A 24,795-nucleotide genomic window follows, 5' to 3' on the forward strand; every position below is an offset into this window, starting at 1 on the left:
CCCTACGCGCCTCTACCGACGCCGGCTCGGGATCGGGTCAGCGAGGGCCGGGCGAGCTGTCGATCACGAAGGCCTGCGGGTGATCAGGGAGGTAGCGGACGACGACCGGCTCACCGTACGGCAGATAGGCGTCACGATCGGGGTACACGGCAGGCGTGAAGAAGTTGCTCTCGATCGTGTACTCGACGCCGCTCGACGTCGTGAACGTCACCCAGTCGCCGTCGACGGTGCCGGTCGTCGGCTGACCGTGCTCGTGGATGTACGCGCGCGTGACCGGGACGCCGATGAGGCTGAGGATGCCGATCACGAGGTTCGCCACCATGAGGACGGCGAGGATGCGGAACACGTTGCGTCGGATGGCGCCCACTGTCCGGCCGGGCGTGGTGACGTCGCCGGGCAGCAGCCCTTCGCGTTCGCGGACGCGTCGCAGGGAGACTCCGGGAGCTGCGCCCGACATCGACATCGCGAACAGACCGAGGATCGAGAAGCCCGCGATGAACACCATCGCGTACCCGTGGGAGGCAGGGAAGTCGATCAGCCAGATCAGGGTGTCGATGGCGTTCATCGTCCGGTCTCCTTCTCGATCGTGACGGCCACGGTCTGAGGATCCTCCCGGCGGTAGAACGCCCAGATCGGCGCCCCGACCTGGAATCGCGAGATCGCCTCGGGGTACGCGAACACCGTCGTGTCGGTCTCCCACGTCGAGGCGCCCTCCGGGGCCATGAGCACGGTGAGCTCGAGTTCGCTCTGACCCTCCAGACGACGCCCCGTCGGGCGCACGGCGAGCACGGACGCCGGTACCTGGGTTCCGGTCGTACGAGCCTTCACGAGTCGAGGATCGATCAACCCCCGATCGATGCGCCACTGCAGCACGGCATCGCGAACCGTCGGGTCGGTGATGTCCGCGAGCTCAACCGTGTCCTGATCCGTGACGCTGTACCTCACCGGGATCGGCTGTCCGGTCTGCAGCGACGCGAGATCGCTGGGGTCGACCAGCATCCGCAGCTGGCCGACGAAATCCTCCCCTGCTTTCGGTGTGACCCGGACGAACAGGTCGTACTGCGGCACGTCGTTGACCGAGAGGCCCGTGCGGGAGATCTCGACGATGCGCCCCACGCCGATCTGCGACTCACCTCGGACCTTCTTACGGCGACCGAGGCCCGACATGGTGCCGCCGAAGGTCAGGATCAGTCCCCAGGCGACCCCGATGAAGATCGGCCCACCCAGAGTGTCCTCCCCGGAGAACGGCAGAATCGACTCGCGCTGATCGATGCCGAACAGTCCCTCGCCGGTCCAGATGACGAGCCACGCCGACAGCAGCAGCCAGATGACCAGGACGACGATGCGGATCATGCCCTCAGCGTAGCGACGTTGTAACGCCTGGCCGTGAAGGAATGCGGAATCTGTCAGCTCACGGGACGCGGAACGGGTGCCACGGATAGCGCCCGCTGCACGCCCTTCGCCGCCGATCGCCCCGCTCTGTTGGCGCCGATCGTGCTCGCCGAGGGACCGTAGCCGACGAGCTGGATGCGAGGATCCTGCACCGCGGTCGTCCCGCGGCCGTTGCGGTCGAGCTGGATGCCGCCGGCCGCGCTGCGCAGGTGCAGCGGCGCGAGATGGGCGATCGCAGGGCGGAACCCGGTCGCCCACAGGATCACGTCGACGCGTTCGAAAGACCCGTCCACCCAGCAGACGCCGTCGGGCTCGATGCGCGCGAACATGGGCCGCCGTGCGGCGTAGGCCCCCAGCCGCTCGGCCTCGCGCTCCTGCGGACGCAGCATCAGCCCCGTCACGCTCACGACGCTCTGCGGAGGAAGACCCCGCGCCACCCGCTGCTCGACGAGAGCGACCGCCGCGGCTCCCGCTTCGGGCGTGAAGTCGTCGTTCCGCCACACAGGCTCTGTGCGGGTCGCCCAGATCGTGTCCGTGAGCGGGGTGAGTGCTCCGAGGAACTGCACGGCCGAGGCTCCCCCACCGACGACGAGCACCCTCTTGCCGAGGAAGTGCTCCGGCCCCGGGTAGTCGACCGTGTGCAGCTGCTCGCCGACGAACGTCTCCATCCCCGGGTAGTGCGGGAGAAACGGATGCGTCCAGGTGCCGGTCGCGTTCACGAGGGTGCGTGCCCGCCACTGGCGGTCTCCCGCGTGCACCACGAGGATGCCGTCATCGTCCTCCACTCGATCGACCCGCACAGGGCGGACGACCGGGAGTCTGTGCGCCTTCTCGTAGGCCGCGAAGTATGCCGGAACGGCCATATTGGCTCGCTGCCCGTCGCGCGGAGGAGGCGTGTCATCCGGAAGTTCGGCCACGCCGTGCACATCGCGCATGGTGAGCGCGTCCCACCGGTGCCGCCACGCTCCCCCGGCTGCGGCGTCGGAATCGAGGACCACGTGGGAGATGCCGAGACGGGTCAGATGGTACGAGGCCGACAGACCGGCCTGACCGGCGCCGATCACGACGCTGTCCAGGATGCTCACGGTGATGTCAACGCCTTCGGACCTGTGGTTGTTCCTGAGCGCGCGACGACGCGCCCGGGAGCCCCGGCCCGATTGGTGTTGCCCGCGGTCCGTGTAGTACTCTATTCAAGTTGCTTCGAGCAGTGAGGAAGCAGTTCTGGGCCTGTGGCGCAGTTGGTAGCGCACCTGCATGGCATGCAGGGGGTCAGGGGTTCGAATCCCCTCAGGTCCACAATGAAACCCGCGAGAGATCGCGGGTTTTCTTGTTTTCTGCCGCACTCCCGCGTCCGCGACCGACTATGGGGTCGGCTCGAAGAGGTTGCCGATCTCGCACAGGACGGAACCGTCGGGAAGCGCCCACACTGCGCGGTCGCCCTGCACCATCGGGCGCAGCAGACCGAGTCCGGGAATCGATGGCCAACTGTTGCCGCGCAGGAACTCCCCCTCCTGGAGGAACGACGCGACAGCGACGGCCAGCCGGTGATGCTGCTCGGCGCACACGCGCAGCGTCCGACCGGCGACATCGAGGTGCGCGGTTAAGGTCCCTTGCGCCCCCACCTCGATTCGAGCGACGAGAGGGCCAGTCGGCAAGCCGACCACGGCGAAGTCCAGGACCGCCGCCTGCATCATGTTCTCCGCCCGGAACCGGTGACGCAGACGCGTCCGTGTCAGCGCACCCATCGGCAGCGCTCCTCTCATCCGGCGATACCCGCACGACCGCGCCGTCCCGCCTTTACCTAAGAGACTCGCGAACGCGGTTTCTGTTACGCGACGGGCCGATACGATCCCGCGTCGGCACGCAAAGAACCCTTGAGTTGCGCCATACAGCGGCGTCGCTCGCGGCGCGGTTCGCCGCATCCCGCAGACTGAGTCCGTGGCCGTTCGCCAGGGGCTTGTCTTCCTCTGGCGGGCCCGGTAGACAGACGACGCCATCGATCGCTGGAAGAGCGATCCTGAAGAGCGGGAGATCACGCGTGCTGGGACTATTTCGACGACCGGAGCCCTTTGCCGACGCCGGCGCGTCACCCCGCGATCCCGGTCTCTGGTCACGGGGGCTCGGTCTCGCCGCGACCCGAAGCCTGCAGACGCTCGCGGTGCTGGCCCTCGTGGCCGTCGCCGTCCTGGGGATCACACAGCTGTCGCTGGTGTTCATCCCGGTGACGATCGCCCTGATCCTCGCGTCGGCGATCCATCCGCTCGTCTCCTTCATGCGGCGCCGGGGCGTTCCGTCGATCCTCGCGACGTGGATCTCCCTCATCGGCATCCTCGCCATCCTCGGCGGCATCGTCTGGGTGATCGTCCTCACGGTCCGTTCGCAGTGGGATGACCTCGTCGACTCCGCCACCGACGGAATCACCCAGGTCACGGCCTGGCTCAACACCCTGCCGTTCGACATCGACGCGATCGATCTCGATGACGTGTGGGCGAGTGCCGGAGACTTCCTCACCAGCGCTTCCTTCGGCCGTGGAGCTCTCGCAGGAGTCTCCGCCACCGCGAGCTTCTTCACGGGCCTCGCCCTGATGATCGTGGTGCTCTTCTTCTTCCTGAAGGACGGACCCCGCATCTGGGAGTTCCTGCTGCGCCCCTTCACCGGCACGAACTACGAGCGGGCGCGCCGCATCGGTGACAAGACGGTCGACGTGTTCGGCGGGTACATCCGCGGAACGTCCATCGTCGCCGCGGCGGACGCCATCGGCATCGGCGTCGGTCTCGCGATCCTGCAGATCCCCTTGGCCCTCCCCCTCGCCGTCATCGTCTTCCTGACGGCGTTCATCCCCCTCGTGGGGGCGACGGCTGCCGGAATCCTCGCCGCCCTCGTGGCACTGGTCACGCATGGTCCGGTCGCCGCCCTCATCGTCGTCGGAATCGTGGTGCTCGTGAACCAGCTCGAGGGCAACTTCTTGCAGCCCGTCGTGATGGCGCGGTCGCTCAAACTCCACGCCCTCGTCATCCTGCTCGCGCTGACCACGGGCACGATCCTCGGCGGCATCGTGGGGGCCGTGCTCTCGGTGCCGATCGCCGCCGTCGCCTGGGGGATCATCACGGTCTGGGACGGTCCGCACACGCCAGCCCGCCCCTTCCGCAAGAAGCGCCCCGAAGAGGTCTGAGGCGCTTCTCCTGAAGCGTTCTGACGCCGCCGTCCGACTACTCGACGCCGCAACGTGCGGCGGTGCAGGCCACGATCGTCCCGCTGTCGGTGGCCTTCGCCTCCGAACCCGCACGTCGCAGACCGACCGCGATGAGCGGACGATCATCGTCGTCGACCGCGAGGGCGAGAGCGTCGGAGAAGCCGCCGTCGGTCGGCGCGGCAGCCAGCACGGGCGCGCTCGTGCGGGATTCGCACGCCGCGTCACCGCACGAGATCAGGGCGACATTCACCGCGCTGTCGATCGTTCCGATGAGCGGACGCCCGGTCGAGTCGATCGCCAGAGCGGGCGTGTGCAGCAGGTCGGTGTCAGCGGGGATGTCGGTGACCCCTGCCGTCGAGCACGATGCGTCCGCACAGGAGAAGAGCCGCAGCGTCGAGTGGTCGACGGCACGGAACAGCACCATGGGCAGCCCGTCGGCACCGATCGCAATCTGCGCTCCGTGTGTCTGGTCGAGGTCCGTGACAGCCTCGCCGGCGACGTCAGCGTCGAGCACCTCTGTCGTCCAGTCGCCACCGGCAGTGGCGGTCATCACCCGGAGAGGGATGTCTTCGTCGTCCTCACCCCGATCGGTGAGAGTCACGACGGCCGCACCGCCGTCGTCGGTCGAGACGACGTCGAGTGTCGTGGAGTTGGTGCTCCATGAGGCCCACTGCACCGTCTGCGTCGTGCGCTCGCTCGCCGTGCAGTCGGCATCCGTGCAGAAGTCGAGGGCGAGGGTCGCCGTGCGAGAGTCCGACGGTCGCACTATCGAGGCGATCACCGGGACGTCTCCGCTCGAATCGATCGCCACGGCCATCAGGCTCTGGTTGCTTCGGTCGAAGACCGACGTCGCGGGTCGGAAACTCGAGTCGAGCGCCCCGAGCACGCGCTCGTCCCCGGGGAATCCCGACCAGGCATCGAATCTCTCGGTGTCGGTCGCGTCTTCTCCCAGCGGCTCAGACCAGGTCGCCAGCGACTCCGGGGAGCTGTGCGTCACGCGCAGCTCGAAGGTTCCCGATCCGTCGTCGGCACCTTCGATCGGATACCAGGAAGCCGAGAGCACCCCGCCGTCTGCAGCAGGAGCGATGGCCGTCGGGAGGATCGAAAGCATCTCGTGCTCCGATCCGCAGCCGCTACCGGCGCACACCCTCGCGAAGGAGTCCTCGCCACCCAGCCGGGACAGCACGACGGTTCCGTCCTGCCACGGCACGATCTGAGACGAGGTCCACACGCGATGCACATCGGCAGCGGCGTACGCCGGAACGTGCCACGGGTTCACGGCAACGAGCAGAGCAGCCACGACCGCGGGCACGGCGAGCACTGCGACACCGATGAGGGCGCCCCGACGGCGCTCGAGAGGAGCGACCTCGACGTCGTCCGTCGCAGCCAGGAGCGGCTCGTCGACGCGGAGGGCGGCGCCACGCACCGCCACGGCGGCCAGAAGCAGCTGAACGAGCGATGCCGGCACCAGCGCGAGCACGACGCCGACGAATGGTGTCCACCACCCCGAGGGAAGCAGGCCGGCCAGCCAGCTCACCGCGAGCGTGACAGCACCGGTGAGGACGATCGTGACGACGATCGCGAGCCGCGGATTGCCGAGCGGCTCGGCCAACTGACCGAGGAAGATGCGAGGCGATCGCCATCCCCATGCGAGTGCCGAGGGAAGCGTCTTCCTGCGTGTCACCAGCATCGGCCAGGCGAGCAGCAGCGGAGCGAGGACGATCCCGACGATGAGCAGGACGATGCCCGCCGCGATACCGATGACCGGCAGGATCGCCGCCAAGGACGTCACGACCAGAACGATCGCCGCGAGGACGAGAGGGACCACCCCGGCGAGCGTCACGCTTGCCGGGCGCCGCAACGCCCCACGCCATGCCTCGCGGACGGTCATCGGCCGCCCATCGGATGCCGCGATGATGGCGAGCGTCGCGGCGGTGATGCCGAAACCGTGGGCGACCGCCACCGCGAGGGCCAGGATCGCGACACCGATCGTGACACCGGGGCCTGCTCGGAGCGGGACCACCTCGCTGTTGACGATCGCCAGATCGCCGGAGAGCACCGTCATCAGGACCGACGCGGCGACGATCCAGACGATCACGAGTGGTGTCGCGTAGGCGATCGTCGGCTCGGGCCTCCCGAACGCGAGAGCGATGGCCCTCGGCGGTCCGTACATCTTTCGAGCCGTCACCGAAGCGTGCACATCTCCCCCGTTCGTCCGCGCCGGTCACCCGATCGGCACGCCATCGAAACCCTACCGAGTGCGCACGCGCGCTGCGATGGAGAGAAGTCCCCACACGAGGGGTTCGCGCGGCAGCGCGCTGACGAGCGCCGCGACGAGTCATCCAGATTTGGGGTGGTGGCCGAGTCCAGGAGGCCCGCCGTCGCACGCGGCTTCGCTGCATCGTCGTTCGAACGCGTGCGCATCGCTGACGCCGATCCTCACCGCTACTCTGCCGAGGTGCAGCGGTCAACCCACTCCCGGCCGGCGGACAGCACCAATAATCTGCCGCCACGATGACACGAGAGGAGTCCATCATGTCCACACCGACCCCACCGCTGATCCCTCTGCCTGACGACGGTGATCCCACAGGCGTTCCCGAGCGCGAGGTCGACGGCGAATCCGTCCTCGACACGGACGTCGACGCCGATCAGATCGACGGGGCGGAGGCCGACCGTCTGGCTGCGGAACGCCCCGCAGAAGACGACGCCGTCTGACCGTTCGTGCGGCGGAGTCCACGACAGCGGCTCCGCCGCACGATCGGCTCAGTTCGCGAGCAACGGAGGACGCGAGGGGATGACGATGGGCCTCGTCGCCCTGCTCGGATCCTTGGCCTGTGCGACTGCCGCAAGCACCTCCGACGCCGTCTGGTAGCGCGTCTCGAGCTGGAGGTCACGAAGCCACACGACCTCGACCCCGCCGTCCGCGTCGTAGACGCAGGCCACGACATGCCGTGGATCATCGGCGTCGTACCGCTGGTCGTTGATCACCCAATCCGAGGCAGTGATCGGTCGCAGTACGTAACCAGGCTCTGGATCTCCAGACATTCAACAGCCCTCCAAGACTTCTCTCCCCAGCAGATCATCCATCGCGGACGCTCTGGCGGATACCCCCTTGACAGGGTCGGAAGGCGGAGTCGGCCTGGGGGTCAGCCGGTCGGGCGGATCGTCAGGTCGGTGAGAGCGGCATCATCGGGCAGATCCAGCGCGGTCAGGATGGTGGTCACGACCGAATCCGGCGAGATGAAGCGCGCAGGGTCGTACTCCCGCCCTTCCTGCTGATGCACGCGCTCCTGCATGGGAGTCGCCGTGCGCCCCGGATAGATCGAGGTGACCCGCACGCCGTGCTCGGCCTCCTCGGCGCGCAGCGAGTCCGCGAGCGCCTTGAGACCGTGCTTGGATGCCGCGTAGGCCGACCAGCCCGCGTGCGCGTGCAGACCGGCACCCGAGTTCACGAACACCACCCGGCCCCGCGAGACACGCAGCACGGGCAGCAGCAGCCGAGTGAGTTCGGCAGGACCCACGAGGTTCACCGCGAGCTGGCGTTCCCACAGGTTGGCCGGCAGGTCGGCCACCGAGCCGAGATCGACGACGCCCGCAGCGTGCACGAGTGAATCGATGCGCTCGGGAAGTGCCGTCTGCTTGGACAGCGCCCACGAGAGACGTCCCGGCTGGGCGAGGTCGCCGACGATCGCCGACGAACCGGGCAGCGAGGCCGTGATCTCCTTGGCCCGGCCCGCATCGCGCGCGAGGACCACGACCTGATCACCCCGGTCGAGCAGGCGACGCGCGAGTACCGCGCCGATGCCGGATCCGGCACCGGTGATCAGGTGGACACTCATGTCAGCCGCGGTCTGCGGCGGAGTCGGCGAGCTCGAACGGGACCACGGGGCAGTCCTTCCACAGGCGCTCGAGTCCGTAGTAGACCCGCTCCTCCTGGTGGAAGACGTGCACGATCAGGTCGCCGAAGTCGAGGAGCACCCAGCGGGCCTCCGCGCGTCCCTCGCGGCGCACACGCTTGTGCCCGGCTTCGATCAGCTTGTCTTCGATCTCATCGGCGATGGCGGCGACGTTGCGCTCGCTGTTTCCGGTGATGAGGAGGAAGATGTCGACGAGCGGCAGGGGCTCCGACACGTTCAGCGCGACGAGATCCTCACCGCCCTTCGAGACGGCTGCGTCTGCTGCGAGCTGCAGCATCTCTACGGCGTTTTCAGGTGACTGCATCAGATTCAGAACACATTTCCGGTGAAGGCCACGATCAGGGCGACGCCCAGTGCGAGCGCAAGACCACCCGCCACGATCGCGAGGATGAGCATGAGCTTGTTGCCCTTTTCGGGGGCGGGCGGGCGGATGACCTCGCCCGCGGGCTTGATGGTGCTGACGGCCGAGCTGGCGGCGATCGGGGTCGGCGACGATGCCGCAGGCAGCTCGCCGTCGATGAGCACGGCGTCGACGTCCTTGCCGTCGGTCGTACCGTGGGCGTGGCCCTGTGAACCGAGCCCCTTGGGCAGCTCGTACGAGCCGGTCACGAGGATCTCACCCGTCGAAGCGACGGGGCCCGACAGCGACCCGTCTCCGGGAGACGGATTGAAGATCAGGGTGCTCGGAGCGAGGTGCTGCGAACCGGTCGAATCCCCGACCGTCAGCAACTCGTCGAACGACGGAGTGAAGGGCTTCGTCGCGTCGGCCGCATCGCTGAGCAGCCCCTGTCCGAACGCGGGGTTCACCGTGGGGTTCGTCTCCGCAGAGAGGTCGTCGTCGTCGGAGGCATCGACGTCGGCGAGGACATCGTCGGGGTCGATCTCGTCGCGGTCTTCGACAGCGTCGACTTCGATGCCGAGCTCCGCGACCGAGGCCGCAGGGTCCTCATCGGAGTCCGCATCGACCGCGGGCTCGGACTCGGCGGGACCCTCGGATGCAGGAACGCCATCGTCGTCGAGAGGAGCAGATGCGAGGGGAATGTCGCCCGTGGTCTCGACACCCGTCGCGGCGCTCACCGGAGCGTGCGCGATCTCGTCGTCGACATCATCATCGGCATCGTCGGACGGGACGGGCGGCGTGAAGGAGGGAATCGCAGTGACGAGCGCGGGAGTGTCCAGCACCGGGTCTGCGGAAGCGGCGGCTTCGACGGGCGCGTCGTCGGACGGAGCACCCTCACCCGTCTTCTCAGCGAACGGAGCGTCTTCGTCCGCTGAGCTGTCGTCGTGCTCTCCGCCATCGATCGCGACGGATCCTGTCTTGGCGAGTTCGCGCTCACGGACCTGTCGGCGAGTGAGGGGTACGGCACCGGACTCGTCTTCCGGCTCCGCCTCAGAGGACGGGGCAGCCGGTGCGGGTGCGGACTCGACCTGCTCGGCCTCCTCGACCGTACTCGCCTCGTCGACCGCACTCGGCAGCGGGGGCGCGGGCGGTGCCGCGACGGCGGCAGCAGCCGCCTCCTCCGGGGTGATGACCGGCGTGGAACCGGTCAGCCGGATCTCACGCAGCTGCTTTCGCGTCAGCGGACCCTGATCCTGCCGATCCGATGTACTCATGCCTTGCTCCGATACAGATGATGCTTCGCGATGTATTGAACGACTCCGTCGGGGACGAGGTACCAGACCGGCTCATCGTCACGGACACGCACACGGCAGGCCGTCGACGAGATGGACAGCGCCGGCACCTCCAGCTGGCTGACGTTGTCGCTCGGGAGGCCGTCGGTGCTCAGAACGTGTCCTGGGCGCGAGACCGCGACGAAGTGGGCCAACTCCCACAGTTCATCATGGTCCCTCCAACTGAGAATTTGCGCTACGGCGTCGGCTCCGGTGATGAAGAAGAGCTCGGCATCCGGACGCTTCTCCTTCAGATCACGAAGCGTGTCGATCGTGTACGTCGGGCCTTCGCGGTCGATGTCGACCCTGCTGACGGTGAACTGGGGGTTGGACGCGGTCGCGATCACGGTCATGAGATACCGGTGTTCGCTGGGCGTGACCTCGGGCTTCTGCCACGGACGTCCGGTGGGGACGAAGACGACCTCGTCGAGGTCGAAGGAGTGAGCGACCTCGCTGGCGGCGACCAGGTGCCCATGGTGGATGGGGTCGAAGGTGCCGCCCATCACACCGATGCGCGGGGGACGCGAGGTCGTGTCGTCCATAGGGGCCTAGTGGCCGTGCCCTGCCTCGTGGCCGTCCTTGCCGTGCTTCGCCGCCCAGGCATCGGCCTTGGCGGAGTGGCGGTTGGCGACGTTCTTGTACGACAGCGTGACCAGGCCGAGGAATGCGAACACGATGATCGCGATCACGCCGAAGATCAGCGTCTCGAGCTGGACATTGCCGTGATGCTCGGTTTCGGCAGCGGCCATCGCGATCTGTGCGACGAGGTTCATCCTGACTCCGTTTCGTGGCTGGCGGGCATGACTCGCAGGGAGCCACAGCGCCCCCTAGTCTAGCCCTCAGCCGCGGGTCTGCCCCGACCCACGCGCCAGCCATTTCGTGCTGGTCAGCTCGGAAAGCCCCATGGGCCCTCGCGCATGCAGCTTCTGGGTCGAGATGCCGACCTCGGCACCGAAGCCGAACTCACCGCCGTCGGTGAAGCGTGTCGAGGTGTTCACCATCACCACCGCCGAGTCGACCTCGGCGAGGAATCGCTCCGCATTGCGAGTATCCGTGGTCACGATCGACTCGGTGTGCCCCGTGCTGTAGCGACGAATGTGACCGATCGCGTCGTCGAGCGTGTCGACGACCTTCATCGCGATGTCGAGGCTCAGGTACTCCGTCGCCCAGTCCTCCTCGGTCGCGGGGATCACGTTCGAGACGAGACCGGCGACCATGTCGTCGCCGTGGATCGCCACACCCTCGCTCTGCAGCGCGCTCGCGACCAGCGGCACGAGCCTCGGAGCGGCCTGGCGCAGCACCAGGACCGTCTCGACCGCATTGCAGACGCTGGGTCGCTGCACCTTCGCGTTCACGACGATGTCGCGCGCCCAGTCCTCGGGTGCGCTCTCATCGAGCACGATGTGCACGTTGCCCGCGCCGGTCTCGATCACGGGGACCGTCGATTCCGTGACCACGGTCTCGATGAGCCCTGCGCTGCCCCGAGGGACGAGGACGTCGATGAAGCCACGGCCCTGCATGAGCGCCTTGGCGCCGTCTCGCCCGAAGTCGTCCACGGTCTGCACGGCCTCGGGTGTGACCCCTGCGCTCTCGAGGGCGTCGCGCATGACCTGCACGAGCACCGTGTTGGAGTCGCGTGCCGCGCTGCCGCCGCGAAGAACGACCGCGTTGCCCGAACGCAGCGCGAGCGCGGCGATGTCGACGGTGACATTCGGACGCGCCTCGTAGATCGCCCCGACCACTCCGAACGGCACCCTGACCTGCTCGAGGGAGACGCCGTTCGGCATCCGGTGTCCGCCGACGACGCGTCCGACCGGGTCCGGCAACCCAGCGACGTCACGGACCGCCGAGGCGAGTGCCGAGACGCGCTTCTCGTCGAGACGAAGCCGATCGATCAGCGACTCACCGATGCCGTCGGCCTGCCCGCGGGCGATGTCGAGACCGTTGGCCTCGATGATCCTGCCCGCGTTCTGCTCCAGGGCGGAGGCGATCGCCTCGAGGACGCGGGCCTTGTCGTCGCTGGTCAGGGCGGCGGTGGCGCGGGACGCCTCTTTAGCGCGCTCCAGGCGCACCTGCGGGGTCTGGTCGGTCATCCGCCCAGTCTAGGAGAGCGCGGGCTCGAACCAGGTCCCTATTTCGGCACCCGAGAGCGCCTGGTCGACCAGGTCTGCACTCGTCACGAGAACTCCGATTCCGGATGCCGCGGCGAGGCGCGCGGCGGAGACCTTCGTCGCCGCTCCCCCGGTGCCGACACTGTTGACGACGGTGGATCCGAACTCGAGGCCGGACAGATCGGCATCCGGCGCGACCACGTCGATCGGCTCAGCCGTCGGATCGGACGGCGGCTTCGTGTAGAGCGACTCGATGTCGCTGAGCAGCACCAGCGCGTCGGCCTCGATGAGCTGTGCGACGAGCGCCCCGAGGCGGTCGTTGTCGCCGAAGCGGATCTCCTGAGTGGCGACGGTGTCGTTCTCGTTCACGATGGGAAGGATGCGCAGACCGAGCAGGCGCTCCATCGCCCGGCGCGCATTGGAACGCGAGGTCGGGTTCTCGAGATCGCCTGTCGTGAGCAGCACCTGGCCGGCGACGATGTCGAAGGGACGAAGAGACTCCTGGTAGCGGTAGACCAGGATGTTCTGCCCGACGGCTGCCGCGGCCTGCTGCGTGGCGAGGTCGGTGGGCCGCGCGTCCAGGCGCAGGAAGGGGATTCCGGTGGCGATCGCACCGGATGACACCAGGATGACCTCGGCTCCGCGCGCATGTGCGGCGGCCAGCGCCTCCACCAGCACGGGGATGCGCCAGGACGAATCTCCGCTGATCGAGGACGATCCCACCTTCACGACGATGCGCGAGGCGGTGGCGAGGTCCGCCCTGGTGCGAGCGGTCACTCGCCGTCCTCGCGATACGCCGCGAGTCTCTGCGCCTCGACCTCGGCACGCGCCTCGGCCTTGGCATCCATACGCTCGTAGTAGGTCTCGCGACGCTCGGAGGTGGTGCGACGGCTGTTCGGCGCCAGACGGGGGTCGGTGCCTCGAGGAGCGGTCATGAGCTCGGCAGCCGAGGTCATGGTCGGCTCCCAGTCGAAGACGATGCTGTCGCCCTCGCCGATCACCACGGTCGATCCCTGCACCGCACCGAGGCGGAACAGCTCGTCCTCGACACCGAGCTTCTCGAGACGGTCGGCGAGGAATCCGACGGCCTCCTCGTTCTGGAAGTCCGTCTGCTGGACCCAGCGCACCGGCTTCTCGCCGAGGATGCGGTAGAGGTTGCCGTAGGTGCCGCCCTCGACACGGATCTCGAAGCCCTTCTTGGGACCCCTCGGGCGGAGGACGACACGCTCGCGCGGCGTCTCGTTGGCCGCGAGCTCAGCGCGGTGCGCGTCGACGATCTCGCCGAGCGCGAAGGTCAGAGGACGCAGTCCCTCGTGCGAGACGGTGGAGATGTCGAACACGCGGAAGCCGCGCGCCTCGAGGTCGGGGCGCACGAGGTCGGCGAGGTCGCGGGCCTCAGGCACGTCGATCTTGTTCAGTGCGATGAGCTGAGGGCGCTCGAGCAGCGGAGTCTGGCCCTCGGGCACCTCGTATGCGGCGAGCTCGGCGAGGATCACGTCGAGATCGGAGATCGGGTCGCGCCCGGGTTCGAGGGTCGCGCAGTCGAGCACGTGCAGCAGTGCCGTGCAGCGCTCGACGTGACGGAGGAATTCCAGACCGAGCCCACGGCCCTCGCTGGCTCCCTCGATCAGACCGGGGACGTCTGCGACCGTGTACCGGGACTCGCCCGCCTGCACGACTCCGAGGTTCGGGTGGAGCGTGGTGAACGGGTAGTCGGCGATCTTCGGACGCGCTGCCGAGATCGCACCGATCAGGCTCGACTTTCCTGCCGACGGGTAGCCGACCAGGGCCACGTCGGCGACGGTCTTGAGCTCGAGGATGACGTCACCCTCGGTACCGGGGGTGCCGAGCAGCGCGAAACCGGGCGCCTTGCGCTTCGGGGTGGCGAGAGCCGCGTTGCCGAGGCCGCCGTAGCCCCCCTTTGCGACGACGAAACGCTCGCCGGGCTCGATCATGTCGATCAGGACTTCGCCTGCCGGGTTCTTCACCACCGTGCCGACGGGCACGGGAAGCTCGAGGTCCTCCCCCATGAATCCGGCGCGGTGGTCGCCCATGCCGGGGCCGCCGTTGCCTGAGCTGCGGTGCGGCGAGTGGTGGTACGACAGGAGCGTTCCCGTCTGCGTGTCGGCGACGAGGACGACGTCGCCGCCGTCACCGCCGTTGCCGCCGTCCGGGCCGCCGAGCGGCTTGAACTTCTCGCGGTGCACCGAGACACAGCCGTTGCCGCCCTTACCCGCGCGCAGATGCAACGTCACGGTGTCGACGAAACTGACCATGTCCCACTCCTCAATGATGATTTCGGCCCGAGACAGAGTCCGGGCCTGATACAGCAATTCGGGACGGGCCGAAGCCCGCCCCGAATCGGATGTCTACTGTCGTGCTGTGATCACTCAGCAGCGGCGACGATGTTGACGACCTTGCGGCCGCCCTTCGCGCCGAACTGGACCGCGCCTGCGGCCAGAGCGAACAGCGTGTCGTCTCCGCCACGGCCGACGTTCACACCGGGGTGGAAGTGCGTGCCACGCTGGCGGACGATGATCTCGCCGGCGAGAACCTGCTGTCCACCGAAGCGCTTGACGCCAAGTCGCTGAGCGTTGGAGTCACGACCGTTACGGGTGGAGCTTGCGCCCTTTTTATGTGCCATGTCCTGGTCTCCTCGGTCTTTACTTGATGCCGGTGATCTTGACGCGCGTGAGCTCCTGACGGTGGCCCTGGCGCTTCTTGTAGCCGGTCTTGTTCTTGTACTTCTGGATGATGATCTTCGGGCCGCGGAGGTTGCCGATGACCTCTGCCGTGACCTTGACCTTCGCCAGCGAATCAGCGTCGGTGGTCACCGTGGCGCCGTCGACGAGCAGCACTGCGGCCAGCTCGATCTTCTCGCCCTGGGCAGCCTTGACACGGTCGAGCTGAACGATCGTGCCGACCTCGACCTTCTCCTGCCGCCCACCGGCGCGCACTACTGCGTAAACCACTTCATACCTGTTTCGTTGGGGAGCTCGCGGCTCCGAGATCTCACGGGAAGACTGTTGCTTGCATGCGTCGCGGGGGGCGACGGGTACGAACGCAAGACTCTCCGCCTCGACCGTCCAGGACGACGCGGCATACGCACCAAGGGACTACTTTACCGGAAGCAGGACACGGAGGCAAAACGTGCCGCCCGGTGTGTCCGGCCATAGGCTGACGAGATGACCGTTCTCGTCGATGACCCCCGTTGGCCCGCGCACGGGCGCCTGTGGGCTCACCTCGTCAGCGACGACAACCTGGACGAACTCCACGCCTTCGCGAGGTCTCACGACGTGCCTGCGCGCGCCTTCGACCTCGACCACTACGACGTGCCGGAAGAGCTCGTCCCCCGGCTCATCGCCGCCGGCGCACGACACGTCGACGGCAAAGAGCTGGTCCGGAGGCTGATCGCGTCAGGACTGCGCATCCCCGCCCGCGACAGGCGCTGACGGCTCGGAGTTCACGGACACCGGAGTGCCCGTGAGAGCCGCCGTCGAGACACGGCGACGACCTCGCCCCTGACCGGGAGCCTTCGGCTCGGGAAGAGCGTCGAGGACCGAGTCGAGCAGCGCTTCGGCCGGCGACTTCGGAGACTTGCGGTCGGCTCCGCGCTTCTTGCGGGGCTTCTTGGCACGCTCCTGAACGACAGGAGTCTCCGCCTGCTCCGTGGCGGGTGCCGCGGCATCCGCAGCAGGATCCTCGGCGTTCGGCGTGCGTGTGGACGCCGCGATCTGGGCGAGTGCGGACTTCGCCCCCTCGGGGATGCTGTGGGTCGTCACCGACGCCGCCGCCTGGTTCTGGCTCTGGTTCTGGTTCTGCCCGTTGCCCCCGCGCTGACGACGGTTCGACGAGGAGCCGCCGTTGCTGTTGCCGTTGCCGTTGCTGCTGGCACGGTGCTTCACGACGGGGTCGTGATGCACGATGACGCCGCGACCGGCGCAGACGTCGCAGGCCTCGCTGAACGTCTCGAGCAGGCCGAGTCCGAGCTTCTTGCGGGTCATCTGCACGAGGCCGAGCGAGGTGACCTCGGCGACCTGGTGCTTCGTCCGGTCGCGGCTCAGGCACTCGATCAGGCGACGGAGTACGAGATCGCGGTTGGACTCGAGCACCATGTCGATGAAGTCGACGACGATGATGCCACCGATGTCGCGCAGTCGCAGCTGGCGGACGATCTCCTCCGCCGCTTCGAGGTTGTTCTTGGTGACGGTCTCTTCGAGGTTTCCCCCCGAGCCGACGAACTTTCCGGTGTTGACGTCGACGACCGTCATGGCCTCGGTGCGGTCGATGACCAGGGACCCACCCGAGGGCAACCAGACCTTGCGGTCGAGCGCCTTCTCGATCTGCTCCGTGATGCGGAACGCATCGAACGGATCGGCCTCGTCTTCATACGACTCCACGCGCTCGAGCAGGTCGGGCGCGACGCTCTCGAGGTAGGCGCGGATCGTGCGCTGCGACTCTTCGCCCTGGATGAGCATCTTCGTGAAGTCCTCGTTGAAGACGTCACGGACGATCTTGACCAGCAGGTCGGGCTCGGCGTGCAGCAGCGCAGGCGCCTGCTGGTTCTCGACCTGCTTGCGGATGTGCTCCCACTGCGACGTCAGTCGCTGCACGTCGCGCGTCAGCTGGTCTTCGGTGGCGCCCTCGGCCGCCGTGCGGACGATCACGCCCGAGGACTCGGGCAGGACCTCCTTGAGGATGCGCTTCAGGCGCGTGCGCTCGTTGTCGGGGAGCTTGCGGCTGATGCCGTTCATGGAACCACCGGGCACGTACACGAGGTAGCGGCCCGGGAGCGAGATCTGGCTGGTCAGACGAGCACCCTTGTGGCCCACCGGGTCCTTCGTGACCTGCACGAGGACGCGATCTCCGGCCTTGAGCGCGAGCTCGATACGACGGGGCTGGTTGCCGGTCTCGACACCGTCCCAGTCGACCTCGCCCGAGTACAGCACGGCGTTGCGACCGCGACCGATGTCGACGAACGCGGCCTCCATGCTCGGGAGGACGTTCTGCACACGGCCGAGGTAGACGTTGCCGATCAGCGACGCGTCCTGATTGCGGGCGACGTAGTGCTCGACGAGCACGCCGTCTTCGAGGACGCCGATCTGCGTGCGACCGTTCTTCGACCGGACGACCATCTTGCGGTCGACCGACTCACGACGAGCCAGGAATTCGGCCTCGGTCACGACCGGACGACGACGACCGGCGTCGCGACCGTCACGACGGCGCTGCTTCTTGGCCTCGAGGCGGGTGGAGCCCTTGATCGCCTTCGGCTCGGTGATGTACTCGACGACGCGCTGGCGCGGCTGGCGCGGCTCGTCACGCTGGTCGCGCGGCTCGCGCTGGTCGCGCTGGTCCAGATCATCGGAGCCGCCACGACGGCGACGGCCACGACGACCGGATGCAGAGTCGTCAGGTTCGCGCTCGGCGATGCGGTCGAACACGCGCTCGCGACCCGGACGGGCCGGGAGCGGCACGACCTCGGGTGCGTAGAAGTGGAGCTGGGTGGAGACCTGCGAGACGAAGACCTCGGGGAGCAGTCCCAGAGACACGGCCGTGATCGGCTGAGGCGCCTCAGGCGCGGGTGCCGCGGCGGGCTTCTCGTCGGCAGGCGCCTCGTCGGCAGGCTTCTCGTCAGCAGGCTTCTCGTCGGCAGGCTTCTCGTCGGCAGGCTTCTCGTCGGCAGGCTTCTCGTCAGCAGGCTTCTCGTCGTCGGACTCGGCCGTGGCGGCCTCCGCCTCGACCGGTGCGTCCGCGGGAGCAGCCTCCTCAGCAGGAGCAGCCTCCTCAGCAGGAGCAGCCTCCTCCGCAGGGGCAGCCTCGACGGGTGCGTCCTCCGTGGATGCCTCGACCTCACCGCTCTCCGGAGCGTCGGGCGTGCCGTCAGCCTCCGGAGCGTCGGCGACTACCTCTGCGGATGCGTCGGCATCCGTAGAGAAATCGAGGGTAGGTGCGTCGTAGTCATTGTTGTCTTCGGCCATCTCTGGCGTGCTCCTCGTGGCGGACACTTCGTGTTCCGCTAAATCTCATGCGGCGCCTACAGGTGCCGCGAACTCATTCAGTGTGTGACCGGCTCATGGCTCTGGTCACGAGGGGCATACGGCCCCGAAGTCTGCGTCGACGCCCACAACGACAAGGTCGAGCGATGCATCACAGGCCATTATCGCACCAAGTGGGCCGGTTCGCGGCATCGGCGCATGCTCGCGTCGTTTTCTCCGGCCCGCCTCACGCCCGATCCATAGTGATCACTGGGATAATCCACATATGAGCGAGCAGCGCACCCGCCCCGTCGTCTATGCCGTCTGGCTGATCATCGCGAGCGTCGTCGGCTGGTTCGCCGCCTTCCAGCTCACGGTCGAGAAGTTCGTGCTTCTCGAGAATCCGACCGATGCACTCGCCTGTGACGTCAGTCCGTTCATCCAGTGCAGCAAGAACCTCGGCTCCTGGCAGGGCGAGGTGTTCGGATTCCCGAACCCGCTGATGGGGCTCTCCGGATGGATCGCGCCCCTCGTGGTCGGTGTGGCCATCCTCGCCGGTGCCCGCTTCCCCCGCTGGTTCTGGGCTGCCTTCGGCGCCGGCATCACGTTCGCGTTCGGACTGGTCTGCTGGCTGATCGACCAGAGCCTCTACGCCCAGAACCTCGGTGTGCTGTGCCCCTGGTGCATGGTCACCTGGGCGGTCACGATCCCGACGTTCTTCGCGACCATGCTGCATCTGACCCGCAACGGCACCTTCACGAAGAGCGAGAAGGCTCAGGAGCGCGCGGACAAGCTCATGGTCTGGGTTCCGCTCGCCACGATCCTCGCGTACGCCGTCATCATCATGATGGCTCAACTGCAGGGCCTCGACTTCCTCGGCGAGATGGCGCGCATCATCTTCTGATCCGACGCTCCCCGAACGACGAAGCCCGCCGCACGAGATCGTGCGGCGGGCTTCGTCGTGAAACGGACGCTCAGTCGAACCAGATGCCGAGCTCGCGTGCGGCCGACTCGGGGCTGTCCGAGCCGTGCACGAGGTTCTGCTGGACCTTGAGGCCCCAGTCGCGGCCGAAGTCGCCGCGGATCGTGCCGGGTGCCGCGGTCGTCGGGTCGGTGGTGCCCGCGAGCGAGCGGAACCCCTCGATCACACGGTTGCCCGCGAGGCGGATCGCCACGGACGGGCCCGAGAGCATGAACTCGAGGAGCGGCTCGTAGAACGGCTTTCCCTCGTGCTCGGCGTAGTGCTCTGCGAGGAGGTCGCGGTCGGGCTCGACCAGACGGATGTCGACGAGCGCGTAGCCCTTCGACTCGATGCGCGCCAGGATCGCTCCGGTGAGGCCGCGCGCGACACCGTCGGGCTTGACGAGGACGAGGGTTTCTTCGGTGGCCATGTCATTCACTCTCTGTCTGAGTCTCGGTCGTGGGCCCGGCCGGACGTCGTGCGTCCAATCGAGCCCCCATGATCGTCGCATACCCCCACATGCCGCCGAAAATCACGACGACGAGCAGGATGGCCGGAACCAGGACGGCGGCGACGGCGATGATCGCCTGGATCACCCATCCGGCCGTGATCGCCCAGGGCTTCGTGATCATGCCCGCCACGACGAGGCACGCGAGTCCGACCACACCACCGCCGACGATCCCCCACCACTGGGGGATGCCGGGTGGCAGCGTCTTCAGCCCGAAGACCGTGAGACCGGCGAGGAACACGACGATCGACTCGAATCCCAGCACGATCGGCGCGAGCTTCTGCACCAGAGTGCGCGGCGGCCTCGGAGCGCGGGGCGGTCTCGCCGATGCGGCATCGGCACTCACGCGTGCCACCCCGACTTCCAGTCCTCTTCCTCCGACAGCGCGATCGCCTCGCCGGCCAGGACGACCGATCCTGCGATGACCACGGCGCGGCGATCGGAGGATGCCGCCCACTCGCGTGCCGCGTCTGCAGCATCGGCGAGCGTCGCGTGCACGGTGGCACGATTGCCCGTGGCCTCGACGAGGTCGGCGATCGCATCGGCGTCGCTCGCGCGGTCGGAGTCCGGCGCGGTCGCGAACACGTGCGCGGCGGCCGGGGCGAGCTGCGCCACGATGCCCGCCGCATCCTTGTCGGCGAGAACCCCGAGCACGACGCCCCACTCGTCGAAGTCGAAGCTGTCGTCCATCGCCTGGGCGAGCGCGGCGGCACCGTGCGGGTTGTGCGCGGCATCGACGATCACCGTGGGGGCGATGCCGAGCAGCTGCAGGCGACCGGGAGATGTCGCGCCCTGCAGCCCTTCCGAGACGATGTCGGCGGCGATCCGCTGCTGCCCACCACCGATGAGCGACTCGACCGCTGCGACGGCCAGGGCGGCATTGTGGCCCTGGTGGGCGCCGTACTGCGGCAGGTACTCCTCGAGGTACTCCCCCGCGAGTCCGCGGATCGAGATGAGCTGCCCACCGACCGCGAGCTTCTGGTCGGTGAGACCGAACTCGTCACCCTCGAAGGCGATCGTGGCGTTCTTCTCCGTGGCGACGCGCCGGAGCACCTCAGCCGCCTCGGTGGGCTGCTGCGCCGAGACGATGGCCGCACCCTCCTTGATGATCCCGGCCTTGACCGTGGCGATCTCGGCGATCGTACTGCCCAGGCGATCGGCATGATCGATGTCGATCGGCGCGAAGACCGCGACATCACCGTCGGCCGTGTTCGTCGAGTCCCACTCGCCGCCCATGCCCACCTCGAGCACGAGCACGTCGACCGGAGCATCAGCCACCGCGACGAAGGCCAGCACGGTGAGCAGCTCGAAGAACGTGAGCGGCTCCTCTCCCGCGGCCTCCAGCTCGGCATCCACGATCCCGACGAAGGGCTCGATCTCGTCCCACGCGTCGGCGACCGCGGCATCCTCGATCGGCTGTCCGTCGATCATGATGCGCTCGGTGAAGCGCTCGAGGTGCGGGCTCGTGAACAGTCCGGTGCGCAGACCGTGCGCACGGAGCAGGCTCTCGATCATCCGGGCCGTCGACGTCTTGCCGTTGGTTCCCGTGATGTGCACGACGCGGTAGGTGCGCTGCGGATCGTCGAGGAAGGCGAGGATCCGCGCGGTGCGTTCCTTGCGGGGCTGCACCCACCGCTCCCCTGCGCGACTCAGCAGGGTCTCGTAGACGGCATCCGCCCTGTCCCGCGCGCTCATGCGGACACCCCGATCCGGCGCACGGCGACCGTGAAGTCGCCGCTGTTCGCGTACGTGCCCTTCGGGATGACCGCCTCGAACTCGGCGGCCGCCGCGTGCTCTCCCGATTCCACGTGAGTCTCCGTGGCCGAGCGCACGGCGAACTCCCGCGCCAGGGTCTCGCCCGCGACGTCGGCCGTGTCGAACGCCGACGCGACGTACTGCGCATCCTGCGCGTCCTGGAAGGTCAGCACCAGCTGGATCCGGTCGCTGACGTCGAAGCCCGCGTTCTTGCGAGTGTCCTGCACGGCGCGGATGATGTCTCTCGCGAGCCCCTCGGCTTCGAGCTCCGGCGTGGTCTGCGTGTCGAGCAGCACGACGCCGCCCGTCGGCACGAGAGCGAGTGCTTCGCCCTCCGGACGCCCGGTGGTCTCGAGTGCGAGCTCGTACTCCGACGGCTCGAGCGCGATGCCGCCCGCGACGACGACGCCGTCGGTCTCCGACCAGTCGCCCGCCTTCGCCGCCTTGATGACGGTCTGCACGTTCTTGCCGAGACGAGGCCCCGCAGCACGCGCGTTCACGCTGAGCCGGTGGCTGATGCCGTAATCCGCCGCGGTCGTCTCGGACTGCGCGACCAGCTCGACGGACTTGACGTTGAGCTCCTCGCGCAGGATGTCCTCGAACTGACCGAGCGTGGCCGCCAGCGGCGACACGACGGTGAGCCGGGCGAGAGGCAGGCGCACGCGCAGCTTCTCCTTCTTGCGCAGCGCGTTGCCGACACTCGACAGCTCGCGGACGGCATCCATCGCGTCGCGGATCTCGTCGGCCGCGGGGAACGCGGTGTCGTCCGGCCAGTCCTGCAGGTGCACGCTGCGTCCGCCCGTGAGCCCCTGCCACACGCGCTCACTGATGAGCGGCACGAGCGGAGCGGCGACGCGGGTCAGCGTCTCGAGCACCGTGTAGAGCGTGTCGAACGCGTCGGTGGACGAGCCTTCCCAGAACCGATCGCGCGAGCGGCGGATGTACCAGTTGGTGAGCACCTCGGCGAAGTCGCGCAGACGCGCCGAGGCGGTCGTCGAATCGAGCCCTTCGAGGTCGGCCCGGACGTCGCGCACGAGGTCGCCGAGACGAGCCAGGATGTAGCGGTCGAGAACGTCGGTCGAGTCCGTGCGCCAGGTCGCCTCGTAGCCGCCGGGCTTCGCCGCGTTCGCGTAGGTCGCGAAGAAGTACCACGAGTTCCACAGCGGGAGGAGGAATTCGCGGACGCCCGAGCGGATGCCCTCCTCGGTCACCGCGAGGTTGCCTCCGCGGAGCACGGAGCTCGACATGAGGAACCAGCGCATCGCGTCGGAACCGTCGCGGTCGAGCACCTCGGAGACATCGGGATAGTTGCGGAGCGACTTCGACATCTTGTAGCCGTCGTTGCCGAGGACGATGCCGTGGCAGCTCACGCCGGTGAACGCCGGGCGGTCGAACAGCGCGGTCGACAGCACGTGCATGACGTAGAACCAGCCGCGCGTCTGACCGATGTACTCGACGATGAAGTCGGCGGGTGCGTGCGAGTCGAACCACTCCTGGTTCTCGAACGGGTAGTGCACCTGCGCGTACGGCATCGAGCCCGAGTCGAACCACACGTCGAAGACGTCTTCGATCCGGCGCATGGTGCTCTTGCCGGTCGGGTCGTCGGGGTTCGGCCGGGTGAGGTCGTCGATGTACGGACGGTGCAGGTCGATCTCGCCCTCGGGGTTGCGCGGCAGCGTGCCGAAGTCGCGCTCCATCTCCTCCAGCGAGCCGTACGCGTCGACGCGCGGGTACTCGGGGTCGTCGCTCTTCCAGATCGGGATCGGCGATCCCCAATAGCGGTTGCGGCTGATCGACCAGTCGCGTGCACCCTCGAGCCACTTGCCGAACTGGCCGTGCTTGACGTTCTCGGGCACCCAGGTGATCTGCTCGTTGTTCGCGAGCAGGTCGTCCTTGATGTCGGTGACACGGATGAACCAGCTCGACACCGCCTTGTAGATCAGGGGGTTCCGGCAGCGCCAGCAGTGCGGGTACGAGTGCACGTAGCTCTGCTCGCGCAGCAGGCGACCCTCGGCGCGGAGCAGACGGATGAGCGGCGTGTTCGCGTCCATCCAGAGCTGGCCGGCGACGTCGGTCACGTTGGGGAGGAACCTGCCGCCGTCGTCCAGCGACAGGATCGTGGGGATGCCGGCGGCACCGGCCACCCGCTGGTCGTCCTCACCGTAGGCGGGCGCCTGGTGGACGATGCCCGTGCCGTCGCTGACGGTGACGTAGTCGTCGACGAGGATGCGCCAGGCGTTCTCGGTGCCGTAGGTCTCGGTGTCGGCGTAGTAGTCGAAGAGACGGTCGTAGGTGACATCCTGCAGGTCGGCGCCTCTGACGGTCGCGTCGACTGCGGCGAGCGCGTCGTCGAGGTTCTCGTATCCGAGGTCCTTGACGTAGCCGCCCAGAAGCTCGCGGGCGAGCAGGTACCGGTGCGCGGAGGCCTCGATCGCGGCCTCCGTGGTTCCGGCAGCCGCGTGCACGTCGGCGGCTCCGTTCGGACCTGCCGGGAGCACGACGTAGTCGATGTCGGGTCCGACGGCGAGCGCGAGGTTGGTCGGCAGGGTCCACGGGGTCGTCGTCCAGGCGAGGGCGCGCACGGCGGTGAGTCCGAGCGCCTCGGCCTTGGCGCCGGTCAGCGGGAAGGTGACGGTGACCGAAGGGTCCTGGCGGTTCTGGTAGACGTCGTCATCCATGCGCAGCTCGTGCGCCGACAGCGGGGTCTCGTCACGCCAGCAGTACGGCAGCACACGGTATCCCTCGTAAGCGAGGCCCTTGTCGAACAGGGTCTTGAACGCCCAGAGCACGCTCTCCATGTACCCGAGGTCGAGCGTCTTGTACCCACGCTCGAAGTCGACCCAGCGGGCCTGACGCGTGACGTAGTCCTGCCACTCGTGCGTGTATTTGAGCACCGAGTCCTTCGCCTTCGCGTTGAAGACGTCGATGCCCATGGCCTCGATCTCGCTCTTCTCGGTGATGCCGAGCTGCTTCATGGCCTCGAGCTCGGCGGGCAGACCGTGGGTGTCCCAGCCGAAGACGCGATCGACCTTCTTGCCGATCATGGTCTGGAAACGCGGGAACACGTCCTTGGCATAGCCCGTGAGCAGGTGCCCGTAGTGCGGCAGGCCGTTGGCGAAAGGGGGGCCGTCGTAGAAGACCCACTCGTCATCGCCCTCGCGCTGCTCGATCGAGGCACGGAACGTCTGGTCGGTCTCCCAGAAGTCGAGCACGTCGCGCTCGATCTCGGGGAACCGAGGGCTCGGGGCGACGGAGGCAGCCTGGTCGGCGGCGGGGCCGAAGGAGGAACGCGGGTAGGTCATGTCGTCTCGC

Annotated in this window: 25 protein-coding genes and 1 tRNA gene; 5 read left to right on the top strand and 21 right to left on the bottom strand. The window is 67.9% G+C overall.

Going from position 1 to position 24,795, the window contains the following annotated elements; translation table 11 throughout:
- Positions 1 to 37: 37 nt before the first annotated feature.
- The 3 genes from JOF42_RS13005 to JOF42_RS13015 are packed head-to-tail and all read right to left on the bottom strand — an operon-like array spanning position 38 to position 2,477.
- Positions 38 to 565, bottom strand: a complete 528-nt coding sequence (locus tag JOF42_RS13005) for a hypothetical protein (RefSeq protein WP_210098223.1) — start codon at positions 563 to 565, stop codon at positions 38 to 40.
- Positions 562 to 1,353 carry a hypothetical protein gene (locus JOF42_RS13010; RefSeq protein WP_210098224.1) on the bottom strand — a complete coding sequence of 264 codons (792 nt, stop codon included), beginning with the start codon at positions 1,351 to 1,353 and terminating at the stop codon, positions 562 to 564. Before JOF42_RS13010 ends, JOF42_RS13005 begins: the two co-directional genes overlap by 4 nt.
- 53 nt (positions 1,354 to 1,406) lie before the next feature.
- Positions 1,407 to 2,477 carry an NAD(P)-binding domain-containing protein gene (locus JOF42_RS13015; RefSeq protein ID WP_210098225.1) on the bottom strand — a complete coding sequence of 357 codons (1,071 nt, stop codon included), beginning with the start codon at positions 2,475 to 2,477 and terminating at the stop codon, positions 1,407 to 1,409.
- 138 nt (positions 2,478 to 2,615) lie between these two features.
- On the opposite strand from JOF42_RS13015, the gene JOF42_RS13020 reads away from it, so the two are divergent.
- Positions 2,616 to 2,688 (top strand) — tRNA-Ala (locus tag JOF42_RS13020).
- A gap of 65 nt (positions 2,689 to 2,753) precedes the next feature.
- Here JOF42_RS13020 and JOF42_RS13025 read toward each other — a convergent pair.
- Positions 2,754 to 3,137 carry a hypothetical protein gene (locus tag JOF42_RS13025; protein WP_210098226.1) on the bottom strand — a complete coding sequence of 128 codons (384 nt, stop codon included), beginning with the start codon at positions 3,135 to 3,137 and terminating at the stop codon, positions 2,754 to 2,756.
- Between the two features lie 293 nt (positions 3,138 to 3,430).
- Here JOF42_RS13025 and JOF42_RS13030 point away from each other — a divergent pair, with 293 nt between their 5' ends.
- Complete coding sequence (locus JOF42_RS13030; protein ID WP_210098227.1) at positions 3,431 to 4,564, top strand: AI-2E family transporter; 1,134 nt, start codon at positions 3,431 to 3,433, stop codon at positions 4,562 to 4,564.
- Positions 4,565 to 4,601: 37 nt separating this feature from the next.
- Here the strand turns inward: JOF42_RS13030 and JOF42_RS13035 are convergent, their stop codons facing one another.
- Positions 4,602 to 6,758 (bottom strand): hypothetical protein, encoded by a 2,157-nt coding sequence (locus JOF42_RS13035; protein ID WP_210098228.1) that lies wholly within the window; start codon positions 6,756 to 6,758, stop codon positions 4,602 to 4,604.
- A 362-nt stretch (positions 6,759 to 7,120) separates the two neighbouring features.
- Here JOF42_RS13035 and JOF42_RS13040 point away from each other — a divergent pair, with 362 nt between their 5' ends.
- Complete coding sequence (locus JOF42_RS13040; RefSeq protein ID WP_210098229.1) at positions 7,121 to 7,300, top strand: hypothetical protein; 180 nt, start codon at positions 7,121 to 7,123, stop codon at positions 7,298 to 7,300.
- 48 nt (positions 7,301 to 7,348) lie between these two features.
- Here the strand turns inward: JOF42_RS13040 and JOF42_RS13045 are convergent, their stop codons facing one another.
- The 11 genes from JOF42_RS13045 to rplU all read right to left on the bottom strand — a co-directional run bounded on the left by JOF42_RS13045 (position 7,349) and on the right by rplU (position 15,256).
- Positions 7,349 to 7,630 (bottom strand): hypothetical protein, encoded by a 282-nt coding sequence (locus tag JOF42_RS13045; RefSeq protein WP_210098230.1) that lies wholly within the window; start codon positions 7,628 to 7,630, stop codon positions 7,349 to 7,351.
- A 101-nt stretch (positions 7,631 to 7,731) separates the two neighbouring features.
- The gene (locus JOF42_RS13050; RefSeq protein WP_210098231.1) at positions 7,732 to 8,424 is read right to left on the bottom strand and encodes an SDR family oxidoreductase; all 693 of its coding nucleotides are present in this window, start codon (positions 8,422 to 8,424) and stop codon (positions 7,732 to 7,734) included.
- 1 nt (position 8,425) lies between these two features.
- A complete protein-coding gene (gene rsfS / locus JOF42_RS13055; RefSeq protein ID WP_210098232.1) occupies positions 8,426 to 8,806 on the bottom strand; it encodes a ribosome silencing factor in 381 nt (126 codons plus the stop codon).
- A 5-nt stretch (positions 8,807 to 8,811) separates the two neighbouring features.
- Entirely contained in the window at positions 8,812 to 10,116 is a 1,305-nt protein-coding gene (locus JOF42_RS13060; RefSeq protein ID WP_210098233.1) for a hypothetical protein, read from the bottom strand.
- Positions 10,113 to 10,715 carry a nicotinate-nucleotide adenylyltransferase gene (gene nadD, locus JOF42_RS13065; protein WP_210098234.1) on the bottom strand — a complete coding sequence of 201 codons (603 nt, stop codon included), beginning with the start codon at positions 10,713 to 10,715 and terminating at the stop codon, positions 10,113 to 10,115. The genes JOF42_RS13060 and nadD overlap by 4 nt, the downstream gene beginning before the upstream one ends.
- A gap of 6 nt (positions 10,716 to 10,721) precedes the next feature.
- Complete coding sequence (locus JOF42_RS13070; RefSeq protein ID WP_210098235.1) at positions 10,722 to 10,946, bottom strand: hypothetical protein; 225 nt, start codon at positions 10,944 to 10,946, stop codon at positions 10,722 to 10,724.
- Between the two features lie 66 nt (positions 10,947 to 11,012).
- Positions 11,013 to 12,266 carry a glutamate-5-semialdehyde dehydrogenase gene (locus JOF42_RS13075; protein WP_210098236.1) on the bottom strand — a complete coding sequence of 418 codons (1,254 nt, stop codon included), beginning with the start codon at positions 12,264 to 12,266 and terminating at the stop codon, positions 11,013 to 11,015.
- 9 nt (positions 12,267 to 12,275) lie between these two features.
- A complete protein-coding gene (gene proB / locus JOF42_RS13080) occupies positions 12,276 to 13,061 on the bottom strand; it encodes a glutamate 5-kinase (RefSeq protein WP_210098237.1) in 786 nt (261 codons plus the stop codon).
- Positions 13,058 to 14,560 carry a GTPase ObgE gene (gene obgE, locus JOF42_RS13085; protein WP_210098238.1) on the bottom strand — a complete coding sequence of 501 codons (1,503 nt, stop codon included), beginning with the start codon at positions 14,558 to 14,560 and terminating at the stop codon, positions 13,058 to 13,060. Before obgE ends, proB begins: the two co-directional genes overlap by 4 nt.
- Before the next feature lie 110 nt (positions 14,561 to 14,670).
- Entirely contained in the window at positions 14,671 to 14,928 is a 258-nt protein-coding gene (rpmA, locus tag JOF42_RS13090) for a 50S ribosomal protein L27 (protein WP_028501603.1), read from the bottom strand.
- 19 nt (positions 14,929 to 14,947) lie between these two features.
- Entirely contained in the window at positions 14,948 to 15,256 is a 309-nt protein-coding gene (gene rplU / locus JOF42_RS13095; protein ID WP_028501602.1) for a 50S ribosomal protein L21, read from the bottom strand.
- 213 nt (positions 15,257 to 15,469) lie between these two features.
- On the opposite strand from rplU, the gene JOF42_RS13100 reads away from it, so the two are divergent.
- Complete coding sequence (locus JOF42_RS13100; RefSeq protein ID WP_210098239.1) at positions 15,470 to 15,736, top strand: DUF4031 domain-containing protein; 267 nt, start codon at positions 15,470 to 15,472, stop codon at positions 15,734 to 15,736.
- Here JOF42_RS13100 and JOF42_RS13105 read toward each other — a convergent pair.
- Positions 15,701 to 18,262, bottom strand: a complete 2,562-nt coding sequence (locus tag JOF42_RS13105) for an Rne/Rng family ribonuclease (RefSeq protein WP_210098240.1) — start codon at positions 18,260 to 18,262, stop codon at positions 15,701 to 15,703. The two genes, JOF42_RS13100 and JOF42_RS13105, sit on opposite strands and share 36 nt — an antisense overlap.
- A gap of 283 nt (positions 18,263 to 18,545) precedes the next feature.
- Between JOF42_RS13105 and JOF42_RS13110 the strand changes: the two genes are divergently transcribed.
- A complete protein-coding gene (locus tag JOF42_RS13110) occupies positions 18,546 to 19,163 on the top strand; it encodes a vitamin K epoxide reductase family protein (protein WP_210098241.1) in 618 nt (205 codons plus the stop codon).
- A 70-nt stretch (positions 19,164 to 19,233) separates the two neighbouring features.
- Here JOF42_RS13110 and ndk read toward each other — a convergent pair whose 3' ends face one another.
- From ndk to ileS, 4 genes are read right to left on the bottom strand one after another with little or no spacing between them, the layout of a single operon-like run.
- Positions 19,234 to 19,650, bottom strand: coding sequence for a nucleoside-diphosphate kinase (gene ndk / locus JOF42_RS13115; RefSeq protein ID WP_045254652.1), 417 nt, complete (start codon positions 19,648 to 19,650; stop codon positions 19,234 to 19,236).
- A 1-nt stretch (position 19,651) separates the two neighbouring features.
- Entirely contained in the window at positions 19,652 to 20,083 is a 432-nt protein-coding gene (locus JOF42_RS13120) for a DUF4233 domain-containing protein (RefSeq protein WP_210098242.1), read from the bottom strand.
- Positions 20,071 to 21,423, bottom strand: a complete 1,353-nt coding sequence (locus tag JOF42_RS13125) for a bifunctional folylpolyglutamate synthase/dihydrofolate synthase (protein WP_210098243.1) — start codon at positions 21,421 to 21,423, stop codon at positions 20,071 to 20,073. Before JOF42_RS13125 ends, JOF42_RS13120 begins: the two co-directional genes overlap by 13 nt.
- The gene (ileS, locus tag JOF42_RS13130) at positions 21,420 to 24,785 is read right to left on the bottom strand and encodes an isoleucine--tRNA ligase (RefSeq protein WP_210098244.1); all 3,366 of its coding nucleotides are present in this window, start codon (positions 24,783 to 24,785) and stop codon (positions 21,420 to 21,422) included. The genes JOF42_RS13125 and ileS overlap by 4 nt, the downstream gene beginning before the upstream one ends.
- Positions 24,786 to 24,795 lie beyond the last annotated feature (10 nt).

This window comes from Microbacterium phyllosphaerae, from assembly GCF_017876435.1.
Lineage (GTDB): Bacteria > Actinomycetota > Actinomycetes > Actinomycetales > Microbacteriaceae > Microbacterium > Microbacterium phyllosphaerae.